We start from the raw sequence: 16,221 nt of genomic DNA, 5'->3' as shown, positions 1-16,221 counted from the left end.
CCCTGGCTCCAGCTGTTACCATAAATTGGCTCATAATCATGGCAAGCGCGGCGGGAATTGTAACGGGCGCCACAAATGTTCGGGCCGCGGAGGGGGCTGACACCGCGTCAAATCCGAGCAAATGGAGCGTCGTGATCGGCGGAGGCGCCGGCTATGGGCCCGATTACGAAGGCTCGGACGATTATGAATTTCAGCCTTTTCCCTTCGCCTCCATCGTGTATGACAATTTCGTCTTCATCGAAGGCACATCTGTTGGCCTGAATCTGTTGAACTATGACGGACTGGCAGCTGGGCCGCTCGCGCGCTATGGCGGCGGACGCGATGAGGACGACAACAACGCGCTGGACGGGCTGGGCGATATCGATGGCGCGATCGAGCTTGGCGGCTTCCTCAAATACGAGCTCGGCATCTGGTCGGCGGCGCTGACCGTGACCCAGGATGTCGGCGGTGGCCATGAGGGCATGGTGGCCGAGATGGCGACCGGGGTGGCGGTACCGCTTTCGGAAACGCTGAGTTCGAGCGTCGAGGCCTCGGCCAGTTGGGCGGACAGCACCTATATGGACAGTTATTTCGGCGTTTCGCGCACGCAATCGGCGAAGAGCGGGCATAGTCGTTACGCGGCCGACTCCGGTTTCAAGGATGTCGGCATCGCGCTCGGGCTCAATTACATGATCAGCGAGGCGGTCGGCGTTTCCGGGCTCGTCCAGTATACGCGTCTGGTGGGTGATGCCGCCGACAGCCCGATCGTCGAGGACAAGGGCTCGGCCGACCAGTTCTTCACCGGAATGTTCCTCACCTACCGCTTCCGGTAAGGCCATTTCAGACTAGCGTGCTGAAACGCGAAGTTCGTGATATCAGGCGGCTGCACCGACAGGAACTTCGCGTTCAAAAGCACACTAGAATCATTAGGTTTTCTAGTGTCCTTCCGAATCCGAAGTTCGCTCGGAAGGTCCTGCTGGCTGTGGCGAACTTCGGATTCGGGACACTAGCTTGCGCCAACCTGTCTAAATTTTAACTTGACCCTTGCGAATCATATTTGTTTGGGGCAGTGTTTCAATCTGCGCACAGGTGGGATCCGGGGGCGACACTACAGCGGCGACAGGTGATGACCTGCGCCGGGGAGCGGTACTACTCGTGACGCAAGAGCGGCAATCGCAGGATTGCCGCTTTTTGCGTTCTTGGGTGAAACAACCCGGGATGAAACATCCCGTGGTGAATCATCCCGTGTTCTATTGCTGTCCTGGCAAGGCGGGGTGGTATAAAGCGAAAGCAACTGCCGCCTGAAGCGAAGAAAATTCCTATTTGCCGTGCGACGCGAAAGCGTGTCGAAAGAAATCTTACCTCGCCAGCACAGGAGGAAGAGATGTTCCTGAAGACCATCGCGGAAGAGGAGGCGACCGGCCAGGTCGCCGAGATCTATGAAAAGCAGAAGGCGCAGAACGGCTTCGTGATGGAAGCCTCGAAGTGCTTCACGGCACGGCCGGACCTGCTGCCGATCTATACCGCCTTCATCGACAAGGTGCGGGGCGGCTTCTCGCTCGGCATGCGGGAATGGCGGCTCATCACGCTCATCGCCGCCAAGGAAGTGCCGTCCACCTACTGCTCCTATGTCTACAGCAAGCTCCTGATCGACGATTTGGGTTCGAAGGAGAATGTGCTGGCGGCGCAGCGCGACTTCCGCTCCGCCGGCCTCTCGCCCAAGGACGTCGAGATGCTGGCCTATGCCCGCAAGGTCGCGCGCAACGCTTCCGACATCGGCCAGGCCGACATCGACCGGTTGCGCCAGACGGGCTTCAGCGACCAGCAGATCTGCGACATCGCGCTGTGCGCGGCGTTCCGCTGCTTCGTGGCGCGTTTCTTCGATGCGACGGGGGCGGGGCCCGAAGCGGTGTTCTTCGACAGCGACGAGGAATTCCCGCGCCGCGATGACGGTGGGGCGGCGGTATTGACGAGGGATTACGGTGATGGGGTGGACTGGACTACACGCCTTGAGCGAGACATGCTAATCTCGATTGCAGTGGCGCGCGTTGGCGATGCCTCTTGAGGCGGCGCTAGAAGCGATCCGCAAAGAGATTTGGAAACCCGGGCAGACATTGCCCAAGCTGCGCCATGCAATCGCGCTGATCCTGCGAGGGTTGAAACGCTAAGGTGCGCCAATGAAGAGCGCTTTCATCATCGCCGGACTGATTGGCGCAACATTGATTTTGGTGGTCCACCCTGCAAGTGCCAGGATTTGTGGCTGCACCTCCCACCTTGGTGTGTGGAGCTGCTATTCTTCAGTGATGTGGTGCTCAGATCAATGCCGAGATACATACAAGTTTTATTCTGATCGAGCGTCATGCGTCAAAGGCCGCCCCCAGTCCAAGAAGCCCGCTCAAAAAGCGACCCGGACCAAGAAAAAACCTGAGTAAGTTGAACGCGCGGTCGAGGCGGTCGTCGACGCGCCGGATGGCACGAGCGTCACGAACTTGCAGGAACTGGCCGAGAAGGCCTGGCGGTAGGTGAACAAGACGGGTCACCCTCGGCGGGGTGACGGTGCGGGTGCGAAGCTTTGGTCGCCGCTGAGCCGTCAGGAACGGCGCATCTTGTTTGAGTAAAGTGGAAGGTTGAAGCTAGCACGACTGTAGGCGAGGATCTTCATCACGCGAAGGAGACAGTCTAGCGGCGCGGGGACCGGATCATCTCCTGGGGGATTTCGGTGACAGTGCATTCAATTGGAGATTTCGGTGACAGTGCATTCAATTGCCAATTACGCCGTATCGGCGCGGCCGAGACCGAAACTCCGGACATCTATTAAGTGCACTGTCACCGAAACCGTGACCAATGTCCGCGACATGTGGCGGACTTTACGCCTTTCTATGCGTCCCCCGGCCAACGTTTGAAAGCCAGGATCCACAGAAAGAGGAGTGCTACAAAGGGGATGAGCACGAGAATGGCAAACGGCGCCGGGATGCCAGCGCGAGGGAGGATCTTCCAGAATGGAACAACTATGACTGCGACGACTATAAAAACAAGAAGCCAATGCCAAATGCTTAGTTGTTCCACTGCTCTCTCCCTAATTACCGATGGTTGTGTTGATTGTGCAATAATGCCTACCGTCGCGGCATTTCCCGCTGCTGTCAAGTTAGTCGACGAATGAGAAAGAGGGGCATTGTTTCGCTAAATGGCGATTGGTATTTCGGTATTTCGTATTTCGGTGACAGTGCATTCAACTACGCCGTTTCGGCTCGCCGAACTATTGAATGCACTGTCACCGAAACCTGTCACCGAAACTCCGAAACTCCCGAACTATTGAATGCACTGTCACCGAAACTCCCTGTCACCGAAACTCCATATTGAATGCATTGTCATTGAAACTCCACGACGAATGAGAAAGAGGGGCTTTGTATTTCGGTGACAGTGCATTTAATTGGCGTGTTGTAGTTTTGATGCAGTACGCTTCAATTGACCGTATTTCGGTGACAGTGCATTTAATTGATGTGTTGTAGTTTTCGTATTTCGGTGACAGTGCATTTAATTGGCGTGTTGTAGTTTTGATGCAGTACGCTTCAATTGACCGGTGTGCATTACCGAGTTTAGTCTGCGATCCATGGCCCGCCTCGCCCGTGTCGTCGTCCCCGGTTTGCCGCACCATGTGACTCAGCGCGGCAATGGCCGCCAGCAAACCTTCTTCGGCGATGCGGATTACGCGCTCTATCGCGATTTCCTGGCCGAAAGCCTGAAAGCCGCTTGCGTCGCCTGCTGGGCATGGGTGCTGATGCCCAACCATGTTCATCTGATCCTGGCGCCCTCCGATGAGGACGGCTTGCGGCGTGCGCTGGCGCCTGTTCATCGGCGCCACGCCGGAGTCATCCACTCCAGACGCAAACGCAGCGGCCATTTCTGGCAGGGCCGCTTCGGCTGCGCCGTGATGGACGAGGACCATCTTGCGGCGGCGCTCGTCTATGTGATGCTCAATCCGGTCAGGGCGCGGCTTGCGGGGCGGGCGCAAGACTGGCGGTGGTCGAGTGCGCGCGCCTATTTAAGATGCGCCGCGGACGGACTCACGCAGACGCGGCCGGTGCTGGAGCGATTTCCCGATATGGGTGAAATGCTGAAGCGGGAAGCGGATGCGGACGCCATGATCAGGCTTAGGACCGCTGAGACAATCGGGCGGCCCCTGGGCGATCCAGCCTTCCTCCGGCGGATCGAGCGTAGGACAGGGCGAGATCTCATGCCTGGCAAACGTGGGCCAAAGTCGAAGCAGCGCACTGGCGATTAAGTGCACTGTCACCGAAATCCCATGTCACCGAAATCCAGGCGATTAAGTGCACTGTCACCGAAATCCTTTGTTTCGCTAAATGGCGATTGGTGTTTCGGTATTTCGTATTTCGGTGACAGTGCATTCAACTACGCCGTTTCGCGTATTTCGGTGACAGTGCATTCAACTACGCCGTTTCGGCTCGCCGAACTATTGAATGCACTGTCACCGAAACCTCCAAGAGGAAGAATCTCTTTGGTCAGACTTCGTTTCTACGATGAAGACGTGCCTTTGTTCGCGGTACTGAAAGCCGACTCTGCGGAAATGGAGAAAGCGGTGCTGATAACGACCGCTTGGCCAGCTTAGATACTCGGTGCAGATTTACAATAGCGGCGGTCACCTGACAGTTGCTGCTTATTGAGCGTGGGCTGGTCAGCATGAGAGCGCGGGCCTTCTAACCTCTGCCCACAAGGGGCAATTCGGTGGCAATTCGGTGACAGTGCATTCAACTACGCCGGTTCGGTGCGCCGAACTATTGAATGCACTGTCACCGAAACTCACGTTCTGTGATGGGCCGCACGTCTTTGAATTGGCTTTGAGCGGCAAGCGCCCATTACTCGATAAACATGCTCAAAGGGCGATCATAGTTCCGTTTCCAACTGCAACAACAATGGAATTGGAAGTCAGTACTATCGGCACTTCTCATGTATTGAACAGAACTTTCGACAAAAACTCGATATTTGTTGAGTTCGTTCCCGGCACAAGAGGAAGAATCTCTTTGGTCAGACTTCGTTTCTACGATGAAGACGTGCCTTTGTTCGCGGTACTGAAAGCCGACTCTGCGGAAATGGAGAAAGCGGTGCTGATAACGACCGCTTGGCCAGCTTAGATACTCGGTGCAGATTTACAATAGCGGTGGTCACCTGACAGTTGCTGCTTATTGAGCGTGGGCTGGTCAGCATGAGAGCGCGGGCCTTCTAACCTCTGCCCACAAGGGGCAATTCGGTGGCAATTCGGTGACAGTGCATTCAACTACGCCGGTTCGGTGCGCCGAACTATTGAATGCACTGTCACCGAAACTCGAACTATTGAATGCACTGTCACCGAAACTCCTGTCACCGAAACTCACGAAGCCATGGCGCGGCACGCGGGTCTGCGGCACTTGAAGGCAAGCAGGTTGCCGCCCCCCACCGTAAGCGCGGTCTATGGCTCGACCCAGGAGCCGCGGCGCAGATGTCTCAGGACTCTCGAGATGGATCAGATTTGTGCGGCGCGTCGCTCCGGGGGCGGCAAGCCCTTCGATAGTTCAACCCAGCGCAGGTGGAACCCGATATACGAAGGATCGACATGTCGTCACGTAAATTAGCGCTGAATGGCCGCCTCACGGGCGGCCATAACGAATGGGCAAGCGGCCACTCTCAACACGAGAATGGCTACTTCCCCGCCTTGACCGCTTCCTCGCGGATCTGGCTCAGCGTGCGGGCAGGGGTGATCGCCTCGGGATCGACGATGCAGTGCAGGATCGCAGGCTTGCCCGACTGGACGGCACGCTCGAAGGCCGGCGCGAAGTCTTCCGTCGTCTCGACCCGCTCGCCATGGCCGCCGAAGGCCTTGGCATAAGCGGCGAAGTCGGGGTTCTTCAACACGGTGGCCGAGACGCGGCCCGGATATTCGCGTTCCTGATGCATGCGGATGGTGCCGTACATCGAGTTGTCGAGCACGATCACGATGAGCGGAATGCCATATTGCACGGCGGTGGCGAATTCCTGGCCGTTCATCATGAAGCAGCCGTCGCCGGCGAAAGCGACGACGGGGCTGTCGGGGCACTGGCGCTTCGCCATCACGGCGGCGGGCACGCCATAACCCATCGAGCCCGAGGTCGGCGCCACTTGCGTGCCGAGCTTGCGGAAGCGGTAGTAGCGATGCACCCAGATGGCGTAATTGCCGGCGCCGTTGGTGATGATCGCCTCAGCGGGCAGGCGCTCGCGCAGCCACTTCATCGCCTCGCCATACTGGAATTTGCCGGGAAGCTTCGCCGGCTTGTCGGTCCAGTCGAGGAAGTCCTGGTGGGCCTGACGCGTGGCTTCCGCCCATGGGCGGTCATTGGGTTGCGCCAGATCGGCCAGCGCCGCGCAGAACGCGTTGGGCGAGGCCTGGATGGCGAGGGCGGGCTGATAGACGCGGCCCAGCTCCTCCGCCCCCGGATGAATATGGACGAGGGTCTGGCGCGGATTGGGGATGTCGATGAGCGAGTAGGAGGAGGACGGCATTTCCGACATGCGGGCGCCCAGGAGCACCAGGAGATCGGCCTCCTTGACGCGCGCCGCCAGCCTGGGGTTCGGCCCGATGCCGACATCGCCGACATAATTGGGATGATCGGACGGGAAAAGATGGGCGCGGCGGAAGGAGGTGGTGATGCCGACGCCGAACTTCTCTGCAAAGCCGATGAGCGATTTCTGCGCCTCGGCACTCCAGCGCGAGCCGCCGAGGATGAAGAGCGGCTTCTTCGCGTCGCGCAGCAAGTTGGCAAAGCGGCTCATGTCCTGCGGCGCCGGCGCGGATTCTGCCGGTATCACCTTGGGGGCGTCGGCGACGTCCGCCATCTCGACCAGCACGTCTTCCGGAAGGGCGATGACGACCGGGCCCGGGCGGCCCTGGCAGGCGACGCGGAAGGCGCGCGCCACCAGCTCCGGCAGGCGGGCGGCGCTGTCCACTTCCACCACCCATTTCGCCATCGAGCCGAAGAAAGCCTTGTAGTCGACTTCCTGGAAGGCCTCGCGCTCGCGCATGGCGCGCTCGACCTGGCCGATGAACAGGATCATCGGGGTCGAATCCTGGGCGGCGATATGGATGCCGTGACTGGCATTGGTGGCGCCGGGGCCGCGGGTGACGAAGCAGATGCCGGGCCTGCCGGTGAGCTTGCCATAGGCTTCCGCCATCATCGCGGCACCACCCTCGTTGCGGCAGACCAGCACGTCGATGCTCGCGTCGTGCAAGGCATCGAGCACGGCCAGATAGCTTTCGCCCGGCACGCAGGCGAGCCGTTCGACGCCCTGAACCAGCAACTGGTCGACCAGGATCTGGCCGCCGCTTCTCTTCGTCATGTCAGTTTCCCCGGCAATCTCTTTGATTTGCGCATCGGATTTATCCGAAAACCGCTGCGCACTTTTCGGTCCGATGCTTTAGATATCAAACTTCACGCCCTGCGCCAGAGGCAGCGCATGGCCGAAATTGATGGCGCTGGTGACGCGCCGCATATAGGCCTTCCAGGCGTCGGAGCCGGATTCGCGGCCGCCGCCGGTTTCCTTCTCGCCGCCAAAGGCGCCGCCGATTTCGGCGCCGGAGGAGCCCATATTCACATTCGCCAGGCCGCAATCGGAGCCCGACGCCGAGAGGAAGCGCTCGGATTCACGCAGATCCGTGGTGAAGATCGCCGAGGACAGGCCCTGCGGCACGCCATTATGGAGAGCCAGCGCCTCGTCGAAATTCTCATAGCGCATCACATAGAGAATGGGCGCGAAGGTCTCGGCGAGGACAGGGCCGGTCTGGGCCGGCATCTCGACCAGTGCGGGGGCGACATAATAGGCATCGTCGCCGCCCGGGCCTTTCACGCGCTTGCCGCCATGCACTTTGCCGCCGGCGGCGGCAGCCGCCGCGAGCGCTTTCTGCATCGCATCGTAGCTGCGCCTGTCGATGAGCGGGCCGACGAGGGTGGAGGCCTGCATCGGATTGCCGATCGCCACCGTTTCATAGACCTTCTTCAGGCGCGGCACGAAACTGTCATAGACGCTCGCCTGCACGATGATGCGGCGCAGCGACGTGCAGCGCTGGCCGGCGGTGCCGATGGCGGCGAAAGCCGTGGCGCGCAGAGCGAGATCGAGATCGGCCGACGGACAGAGGATGGCGGCGTTGTTGCCGCCGAGCTCCAGAATGGCGCGGCCGAAGCGGCGGGCGAGGCGCTCGCCGACGATGCGGCCCATGCCGGTAGAGCCGGTGGCCGAAACCAGGGGCACGCGCGGGTCATCGACCAGCGCTTCGCCGACATCGCGCCCGCCAATGAGCAGGGTAACGAGATCGGCCGGGACATTGTCCATCCGCGCGGCGGCGCGGCGGAACAGGGCCACCGTGGCCATGGCGGTCAGCGGCGTCTTCTCGGACGGCTTCCAGATCACCGGATTGCCACAGACCAAAGCGAGAGCCGCGTTCCAGGACCAGACCGCGACGGGGAAATTGAAGGCAGTGATGACGCCGGTGGGGCCAAGCGGATGCCACTGCTCCATGAGGCGGTGATCGGCGCGCTCACTCACCATGGTGAGGCCGTAGAGCTGGCGCGACAGGCCGACGGCGAAATCGCAGATGTCGATCATCTCCTGCACTTCGCCCAAGCCCTCGGACAGGATCTTGCCGGTCTCGATGGTGACGAGGCGGCCCAGGCCTTCCTTGGCGGCGCGCAGCTCATTGCCGAGCTGGCGGATCAACTCGCCGCGCACCGGGGCAGGGACGAGGCGCCATGTGCGGAAGGCTTCCGCCGAACGGCCGATCGCCGCCTTGGCTTCCGCCGCATCGGCGAAGCGGACGCGGGCGATGACTTCGCCCGTAATCGGCGAGTGGATTTCGGTATTGCCGGCGGTGAGGCTATCGGCAGGCAGACCCAGTTCGGCAAAGAAGGCCGCGACATCGCGGCTGAGGGAAGTCGGGGCTTCAGGCTTGTTCATCATGCGCTCCAAGTGACCGGCGCTTCTTCTAGAGCAAGAGCGGTGGAGCGGAAAGTGCGCTGCGGTCTCAGGATGCTCTCATGCGCAAAAGTCATAAGGTGGGGCGGCGCCCGCGAGGGTTGTTCGGTTCCGAATCGGGACTGCACGTAAAAGTGCACGGCGAGGCGGGTACCACCTGTTTGGCTCCCTGTCTCTCTGTTCGCTTTATGTTTCTTACTGCGATGGCGAGGCTCCACCGGCGTTCGCCAGATGTTTTTTGGGCGCGTGCCGGGAGTATTTCTGGAACTAAATTCGTCAGGAAGCACTGTTTTGTTCCCTTCTGTTCTTTTTCAGTTCCGGTCCCCCCCCAACGCTGCTCTATAAAAATCAATGATTTAATGTCGTGGGCGGTTCAACTTACCGCTTGCCATGAGAACAAAAAAAGTACATAGTGAAGACATCGCCGCTGACCGAGACTCATTTGCACCGGCGTAACCCTTGTGAAATAAGGAGCGCGACGATGGGGCAGGCAAATCTTAAGGTAGTCGAGAATACAGGTATGGATAAGAGCAAGGCTCTGGATGCGGCGTTGAGCCAGATCGAACGCGCTTTCGGCAAGGGTTCGATCATGAAGCTGGGCGCCACCCAGTCGCTCGATATCGCGGCGATCTCGACGGGCTCGCTTGGCCTCGATATCGCGCTTGGCATCGGCGGCCTGCCCAAGGGCCGCGTCATCGAAATCTACGGGCCTGAATCATCGGGCAAGACCACGCTCGCGCTGCAGACGGTGGCCGAGGCCCAGAAGAAGGGCGGCATCTGCGCCTTCGTCGACGCCGAACATGCGCTCGATCCGGTCTATGCTCGCAAGCTCGGCGTCAATGTCGACGATCTCCTGATTTCGCAGCCCGATACTGGCGAGCAGGCGCTCGAAATCGCCGACACGCTGGTGCGTTCCGGCGCCATCGACGTGCTGGTCGTCGATTCGGTCGCGGCCCTGACGCCGCGCGCCGAACTCGAGGGCGAAATGGGCGATTCTCTGCCGGGCCTTCAGGCCCGCCTGATGAGCCAGGCGCTGCGCAAGCTCACCGCCTCGATCTCGAAATCGAACTGCATGGTCGTCTTCATCAACCAGATCCGCATGAAGATCGGCGTCATGTTCGGCTCGCCGGAAACCACCACCGGCGGCAATGCGCTCAAATTCTACGCTTCCGTGCGCCTCGATATCCGCCGCATCGGCGCCATCAAGGAGCGTGAGGAAGTGGTCGGCAACCAGACCCGCGTCAAGGTGGTCAAGAACAAGGTGGCGCCGCCCTTCAAACAGGTCGAATTCGACATCATGTATGGCGAAGGCATCTCCAAGGTCGGCGAACTCGTCGATCTCGGCGTCACCGCCGGCATCGTCGAGAAGTCCGGCTCCTGGTACTCCTATAATGGCGAGCGCATCGGGCAGGGGCGTGAGAATGCCAAGACCTTCCTCAAGCAGAATCCCGACGTGGCCAATGCCATCGAGCAGGCGATCCGGGCCAATGCCGGCCTGATCGCGGCCAAGATCACCAACACCTCGGCTGAGGACGCCGACTGAGCTCACGGCGCCTTCAAATCAAGATTTCCGGCCTCCCCTCACATCCCCCAGGCCGGCTACTGGTGTGAGCCTCACACCGATGGCGTCCTCCTTGCCCCGGGAGGGCGCCTTTTCGGCGTGATCGGCCCGTCAAAATGCGGCCCGAGAGGCCATGTCTTTATAGACATCACCACGCGCAATCCTTAAAACAGCGCACCCCGATTTCAACTTTGGACCCATCTCATGACCGGCCTCGCGCAGATCCGCTCCACCTTCCTCGACTTCTTCCGGAAGCAGGGTCATGAGGTCGTGGCCTCCTCTCCACTCGTGCCGCGCAACGATCCGACATTGATGTTCGCCAATTCGGGCATGGTGCAGTTCAAGAACGTGTTCACCGGGGCGGAGAAACGCCCCTACAGACGCGCCACCACCGCGCAGAAATGCGTGCGTGCCGGCGGCAAGCACAACGACCTCGACAATGTCGGCTATACCGCGCGCCATCACACCTTCTTCGAGATGCTCGGCAATTTCTCCTTCGGCGATTACTTCAAGCCGGAGGCCATCGAATGGGCCTGGACGCTCGTCACCAAGGATTATGCCCTACCCAAGGACAGGTTGACCGTCACCGTTTATTCGGAGGACGACGACGCCTTCGATCTCTGGAAGAAGATCGCCGGCCTTCCCGAAAGCCGCATCATCCGCATCCCGACCTCGGACAATTTCTGGGCCATGGGCGACACCGGCCCGTGCGGACCGTGCTCGGAAATCTTCTTCGACCATGGCGACAAGATCGCGGGCGGCCCTCCGGGCTCGGCAGATGCCGATGGTGACCGCTTCATCGAGATATGGAATCTCGTCTTCATGCAGTTCGAGCAGGTGACGAAGGATGAGCGCATCACGCTGCCGAGACCCTCGATCGACACCGGCATGGGGCTCGAGCGTATCTCGGCGGTGCTGCAGGGTACGCATGACAATTACGAGACCGACCTGTTCCGCTCGCTGATCGCGACGATCGTGGAAGAAACGAATGTGCCGGCGGACGACAAATACAAGGCGTCGAACCGGGTGATCGCCGATCATTTGCGCGCGTCGTCCTTTCTCATCGCCGACGGCGTGCTGCCCTCCAATGAGGGCCGCGGCTACGTGCTGCGCCGCATCATGCGCCGCGCCATGCGCCATGCCGAGCTTCTGGGCGTCAAGGAACCGCTGATGTGGAAGCTCGTGCCCGCATTGGTGCGCGAGATGGGCGGCGCCTATCCCGAACTCGGGCGCGCCGAGGCGCTGATCGAGGAGACGCTCAAGCTCGAGGAGACGCGCTTCCGCAAGACGCTGGAACGGGGCCTGCGCATCCTCGATGACGAGTCGGCGTCTCTCGGCAAGGGCCACGTCTTTTCTGGCGAAACGGCCTTCAAGCTCTATGACACCTACGGCTTCCCGCTCGATCTCACGCAGGATGCGCTCAAGCCACGCGGCATCGCTGTCGATGTCGAGGCTTTCGACAAGGCGATGCAGAAGCAGCGCGAGGATGCGCGCCAGGCCTGGAAGGGCTCGGGCGAGGCCAAGACCGACACGATCTGGTTCGATATCCGCGAGCGCGTCGGGGCGAGCGAATTCCTCGGCTATGACACCGAGCAGGCGGAAGGCGTCGTTCAGACCGTCGTCACCGAGGGCAAGGAAGTGCCGGAGCTCAAGGCGGGAGCCAAGGGCGCGATCGTCCTCAATCAGACTCCGTTCTATGGTGAATCGGGCGGCCAGACCGGCGATCACGGTGTGATCCGCTCAGGCAGCGGCGCGCTGTTCCGCGTCACCGACACGCAGAAGCGCGTCGGCGATCTCCTGGTCCATCAGGGCGTGGTCGAGAAGGGCGCCTTCAAGCCCGGCGATGCGGTCGAGCTCGATGTCGATCATGTGCGCCGCTCCGGCAACCGCCAGCATCATTCGGCGACACATCTCCTGCATGAGGCGCTGCGCGAGACGCTCGGCTCGCATGTGGCGCAGAAGGGCTCGCTCGTCGAGCCCGATCGCCTGCGCTTCGACTTCTCGCACAACAAGGCGTTGAGCGCCGAAGAAATCGCCGCCGTCGAGGCGATGGCGAATGCGATCGTGCTGCAGAACGATCCGGTGACGACGCGGCTGATGAGCGTCGATGAGGCGATTGCCGAAGGCGCCATGGCGCTGTTCGGCGAGAAATATGGCGATGAGGTGCGTGTCGTGTCGATGGGTGTGCGGCCCGAAGGCAACCGGCGCATCTATTCGCTCGAACTGTGCGGCGGCACGCATGCGGTGCGCACCGGCGATATCGGCCTCATCAAGGTCGTCTCGGAAAGCGCCTCTGCGGCGGGCGTGCGCCGTGTCGAGGCGCTCGCCGGCGAAGCGGCCAAACGCTATCTCGACACCCAGGATAAGCGCGTCCACGCGGCGGCCTCGGTGCTGCGCGTGACGCCCGCCGATGTCGTGCCGCGCATCGAGGCGCTGCTCGATGAGCGCAAGCGGCTCGAGCGCGAGCTCGCCGAGGCCAAGAAACAGCTGGCGCTCGGCGGCGGATCGGCCAAGGGCGATGACGGCATCACCGAAGCGGGCGGCGTCAAGCTGATGGCGCGGGTGATCAAGGGTATTAACCCGAAGGACATGAAGGGCCTCGTCGATGACGGCAAGGCCAAGCTCGGGTCGGGCGTCGTGGCTCTGGTCGGTCTCAACGACGAGGGCAGAGCGGGCATCATCGTGGGCGTCACCGAGGATCTGATCAAGCGCTTCAACGCGGTCGACCTCGTGCGCATCGGCTCGGAAGTGCTGGGCGGCAAGGGCGGCGGCGGACGGCCGGACATGGCGCAGGCCGGCGGTCCCGATGCGTCCAAGGCCGAAGCGGCATTGCAGGCCATCAAGGACGCCGTCGCGGCCTGATCCATTTGAATGTATAGTCCTTTCCGCCGCGCTCCCGAGATCGCGGCCGAAAGGAAGCGTCGGATGGCGTCGGTCTCCGCCCGCCGCAGGGCGTATGAGATCATCGAGCCTGGGATCAAGCGCGACAGGCCGGCGCTATGGTTCGAACGCGCCTCGATCCTGATCATCCTGGCAAGTGTCGCGGTGGCTGTCGCCTCGACCGTCGAGGGGCTCGATCTTGGAATTCTCCGCGACCTGTATGCCGGCGAGTTCGCTTTCGGCCTGTTCTTTCTCGGCGAGTATGCGGCGCGCCTGTGGACGGCGCCCGAGCATCCGGTCTTCGGCGGCGAGAATGGTCGCGGTGTTGCGGCCTTCATGCTCAGCCCGCTGATGCTGCTGGATGCCGCCGGTCTCGTTCCGCTGTTCCTGCTGGTGGTCAGGCCGCATGCCCTGGCGCCGATCCTGATCTTCCAGGTGCTGCGCTTCTTCCGCCTGGCCCGCTATTCGCCGGCGCTCGCCACCGTCGGCAGGGTGCTTTCGAGCGAGTGGCGGCCGCTGATGGCGGCGGGCCTTATCGGGCTCGGCCTCCTGCTCGTCGCCGCGACCGGCATGTATCTGATCGAGCATGACGTGCAGCCCGTGAATTTCGGCAGCATTCCGGCCGCCATGTACTGGGCAGTCGTCACCGTCGTCACGGTAGGCTATGGCGATGTGGTTCCAATAACTCCGCTCGGCAAGCTGTTCACCGGCTTCGTTATGCTGGGCGGGCTCGTCTTCTTCGCGCTGCCGGTCGCCATCATCGCCACCGGCTTCCTGGCCGAGATCCGCCGGCGCGATTTCATCGTCAATTACGGCATGGTGGCGCGCGTTCCGGCCTTTGCCGGGCTCGACGGCGCGGCGCTGGCCGAACTCGTCAGCCTGCTCAGGGCGCGCAAGTTTCCACCCAATACGATCATCATCCGCAAGGGCGAAGAGGGCGACAGCATGTATTTCATCGCCACCGGCGAGGTCGAGGTCGTGCTGCCGCATCAAACCGTGATACTGGAGGAGGGCGACTTCTTTGGAGAAGTCGCCGTGCTCGGGCGGGTCAAGCGGACGGCGACCGTGATCGCGCGCCGGACTTGCGAGCTTCTCGTTCTCGACGCCGCCGACGTGATCAAGTTCATGGAGCAGAATCCGCGCGTCGAGACCGCACTGCGCGCGGCGATGAACGCGCGGCAACCCGCTCAGCAAAGCACACCGGCTTAGAGCGCCGAACGCTCTCATAGAATCGGGCCGGCGCTCTAACTCTTTGATATGCGCATCGGACTATCCGAAAACCGCTACTCATGGTCAGGTCAAGCCCGACCACAAGCTTTTCGGTCCGATGCTCTAATCCAGCGGCAGCGCCGTCGTCTCCTTGATCTTCTCCATCACGAAACTCGCCGAGACATCGGTGAGCGCGATGCGGGCTATGAGGCGCTTGTAAAGCTGGTCATAGCCGGCGATGTCGCTGACCACCGCCTGGAGCAGATAGTCGGTCTCGCCGGTGGTACGGTAGACGCCGATGATTTCCGGGAAATCGCGCACCGCACGGGAGAATTTCTCGAGCCATTTTTCCTCATGCTGGGCGGTGCGGATGGCGATGAAGGCGGTCAGGCCGAGGCCGAGCTTTCCCGCATCGAGCAGCGCCACGCGGCCCTTGATGACACCCGTCTCCTCGAGCTGCTTCACCCTGCGCCAGCAGGCATTGCGCGACAGATGGATGCGCTCGGCCAGCGCATCGACGGTGAGGGTAGCATCATTCTGCAGCTCGGCGAGGATGGCGCGATCGGTTTTGTCCAGCATTGTGGGATACTATCCCAAATTTTGCCTCTTCGGCAATCATAATTGGGACGAATTCCCGCAGATCTCGTGTGAATATTGGGCAATTCACCTATTCGCCCAAAGGGTCATCCATGATCATCCAGCGCTTCTTTCTCAGCCATCCGCACAAGGTCGGTGAAAGCTATTTCGAGCATATGCTGTTCGCGCTGAAATTCAGCGGCCGGCTGTTCAGGGCCTCAGCGGCGGCCTTCCTGCATGCCTTCGTGCCGTCTCTATGCGAGACGACGGCTTCGCGCTCGATCATGGACATGCATGCGGAGATCGCGGCCCGGCGCGCCCAGATGGCGAAGGCGGACAGCCATCCGATCAGCGCTCCGGCGGCCAGAGCAAATCCCGCCAAAGTCGAAGACTTTGGCGAAAAGGATTTGCTCCAACATACTTAATTGGCGCGCTTCCTTTTCGGCGCAGTGGTCTGACTTCGCCGGGAAGCGCGCTCAGTATCATGGTCAGGGTGCTGTAAGCTCCTGAGCTTCGCCATATCCTGAGGACTGCGGTAGTCCTCGGTCGCCTGGCGCGGCAGCGCGCTCAGGGATTTGAACCACGACAGTTCCGCCTCGACGCCCGACTGTTCGGTCGGGGGTGCCAGTTCCGGGGCGTCGAGTGATCCGATGGCGATTTCGTAAACGGGATCGCCGTCTTCCTTCATGTGGAGCGGCGTACCGCATTGGGCGCAGAAGCCGCGCGCCACGATGGCCGAGGAGCGGAATTCCGACGGCTGGCCGCGGCTCCAGGTGAGTTGTGCCACAGGCACGGACACCAAAGCTGCGCCCCAGCTTCCGAAGGCCTTCTGGCACATGCGGCAATGGCAGATGCCGGCCCGGCCCAAGGGACCTTCTATGCGGTAGCGCACCGCGCCGCATTGGCAGCCACCTGTGAAGACCGGTCGAGCCATGTTCGTCTCCCTTGCCGGATTACTCACTTATCAAAATGGCCTGCCAACTTTCGTCAGCAGGCCCTCGATCTTATGGCGCATAGCCTCT

At 61.3% G+C, this 16,221-nt stretch carries 12 protein-coding genes; 8 read left to right on the top strand and 4 right to left on the bottom strand.

Features of this window, described 5'->3' with window-relative positions; translation table 11 throughout:
* The first annotated feature begins 131 nt into the window (after positions 1-131).
* The 4 genes from G5V57_RS30985 (at position 132) to G5V57_RS30970 (ending at position 5,129) form a co-directional block, all read left to right on the top strand.
* The gene (locus tag G5V57_RS30985; RefSeq protein ID WP_165172618.1) at positions 132-812 is read left to right on the top strand and encodes a MipA/OmpV family protein; all 681 of its coding nucleotides are present in this window, start codon (positions 132-134) and stop codon (positions 810-812) included.
* Positions 813-1,363: 551 nt separating this feature from the next.
* Entirely contained in the window at positions 1,364-2,044 is a 681-nt protein-coding gene (locus G5V57_RS30980) for a carboxymuconolactone decarboxylase family protein (RefSeq protein ID WP_246737431.1), read from the top strand.
* Positions 2,045-3,589: 1,545 nt separating this feature from the next.
* Entirely contained in the window at positions 3,590-4,261 is a 672-nt protein-coding gene (locus G5V57_RS30975; RefSeq protein WP_165172617.1) for a transposase, read from the top strand.
* 574 nt (positions 4,262-4,835) lie between these two features.
* Positions 4,836-5,129, top strand: coding sequence for a hypothetical protein (locus G5V57_RS30970; RefSeq protein WP_165172616.1), 294 nt, complete (start codon positions 4,836-4,838; stop codon positions 5,127-5,129).
* Positions 5,130-5,673: 544 nt separating this feature from the next.
* Here G5V57_RS30970 and G5V57_RS30965 read toward each other — a convergent pair.
* Positions 5,674-7,344: a thiamine pyrophosphate-binding protein gene (locus tag G5V57_RS30965; RefSeq protein ID WP_165172615.1), complete on the bottom strand. Its 1,671-nt coding sequence runs from the start codon at positions 7,342-7,344 to the stop codon at positions 5,674-5,676.
* A gap of 78 nt (positions 7,345-7,422) precedes the next feature.
* The gene (locus tag G5V57_RS30960) at positions 7,423-8,955 is read right to left on the bottom strand and encodes an aldehyde dehydrogenase family protein (protein WP_165174341.1); all 1,533 of its coding nucleotides are present in this window, start codon (positions 8,953-8,955) and stop codon (positions 7,423-7,425) included.
* A gap of 499 nt (positions 8,956-9,454) precedes the next feature.
* On the opposite strand from G5V57_RS30960, the gene recA reads away from it, so the two are divergent.
* The 3 genes from recA to G5V57_RS30945 all read left to right on the top strand — a co-directional run bounded on the left by recA (position 9,455) and on the right by G5V57_RS30945 (position 14,623).
* Positions 9,455-10,516 carry a recombinase RecA gene (recA, locus tag G5V57_RS30955; protein WP_165172614.1) on the top strand — a complete coding sequence of 354 codons (1,062 nt, stop codon included), beginning with the start codon at positions 9,455-9,457 and terminating at the stop codon, positions 10,514-10,516.
* A gap of 222 nt (positions 10,517-10,738) precedes the next feature.
* Positions 10,739-13,396 carry an alanine--tRNA ligase gene (gene alaS / locus G5V57_RS30950; RefSeq protein WP_165172613.1) on the top strand — a complete coding sequence of 886 codons (2,658 nt, stop codon included), beginning with the start codon at positions 10,739-10,741 and terminating at the stop codon, positions 13,394-13,396.
* A 63-nt stretch (positions 13,397-13,459) separates the two neighbouring features.
* Complete coding sequence (locus G5V57_RS30945) at positions 13,460-14,623, top strand: cyclic nucleotide-gated ion channel (RefSeq protein ID WP_165172612.1); 1,164 nt, start codon at positions 13,460-13,462, stop codon at positions 14,621-14,623.
* A 123-nt stretch (positions 14,624-14,746) separates the two neighbouring features.
* On the opposite strand, the gene G5V57_RS30940 is transcribed toward G5V57_RS30945, so the two are convergent.
* Entirely contained in the window at positions 14,747-15,202 is a 456-nt protein-coding gene (locus G5V57_RS30940; protein WP_165172611.1) for an Lrp/AsnC family transcriptional regulator, read from the bottom strand.
* Positions 15,203-15,312: 110 nt separating this feature from the next.
* On the opposite strand from G5V57_RS30940, the gene G5V57_RS34025 reads away from it, so the two are divergent.
* Entirely contained in the window at positions 15,313-15,624 is a 312-nt protein-coding gene (locus G5V57_RS34025) for a DUF6356 family protein (protein ID WP_206530351.1), read from the top strand.
* Here the strand turns inward: G5V57_RS34025 and G5V57_RS30930 are convergent.
* Entirely contained in the window at positions 15,621-16,133 is a 513-nt protein-coding gene (locus G5V57_RS30930; RefSeq protein WP_165172610.1) for a GFA family protein, read from the bottom strand. The genes G5V57_RS34025 and G5V57_RS30930 overlap by 4 nt on opposite strands.
* Positions 16,134-16,221 lie beyond the last annotated feature (88 nt).

It is taken from the genome of Nordella sp. HKS 07, assembly GCF_011046735.1.
Taxonomy (GTDB): domain Bacteria; phylum Pseudomonadota; class Alphaproteobacteria; order Rhizobiales; family Aestuariivirgaceae; genus Taklimakanibacter.
Note: the sequence above shows the minus strand (reverse complement) of the source record. Positions and strands in the feature narration are given on the sequence as shown.

What these genes read in the sequence shown, in the direction of transcription:
- G5V57_RS30980 (WP_246737431.1), top strand. Translation starts at nt 1,364, where the DNA reads ATGTTCCTGAAGACCATCGCGGAAGAGGAGGCGACCGGCCAGGTCGCC.
- G5V57_RS30975 (WP_165172617.1), top strand. Translation starts at nt 3,590, where the DNA reads ATGGCCCGCCTCGCCCGTGTCGTCGTCCCCGGTTTGCCGCACCATGTG.
- G5V57_RS30965 (WP_165172615.1), bottom strand. Translation starts at nt 7,344, where the DNA reads ATGACGAAGAGAAGCGGCGGCCAGATCCTGGTCGACCAGTTGCTGGTT.
- G5V57_RS30960 (WP_165174341.1), bottom strand. Translation starts at nt 8,955, where the DNA reads ATGAACAAGCCTGAAGCCCCGACTTCCCTCAGCCGCGATGTCGCGGCC.
- recA (WP_165172614.1), top strand. Translation starts at nt 9,455, where the DNA reads ATGGGGCAGGCAAATCTTAAGGTAGTCGAGAATACAGGTATGGATAAG.
- alaS (WP_165172613.1), top strand. Translation starts at nt 10,739, where the DNA reads ATGACCGGCCTCGCGCAGATCCGCTCCACCTTCCTCGACTTCTTCCGG.
- G5V57_RS30945 (WP_165172612.1), top strand. Translation starts at nt 13,460, where the DNA reads ATGGCGTCGGTCTCCGCCCGCCGCAGGGCGTATGAGATCATCGAGCCT.
- G5V57_RS30940 (WP_165172611.1), bottom strand. Translation starts at nt 15,202, where the DNA reads ATGCTGGACAAAACCGATCGCGCCATCCTCGCCGAGCTGCAGAATGAT.
- G5V57_RS34025 (WP_206530351.1), top strand. Translation starts at nt 15,313, where the DNA reads ATGATCATCCAGCGCTTCTTTCTCAGCCATCCGCACAAGGTCGGTGAA.
- G5V57_RS30930 (WP_165172610.1), bottom strand. Translation starts at nt 16,133, where the DNA reads ATGGCTCGACCGGTCTTCACAGGTGGCTGCCAATGCGGCGCGGTGCGC.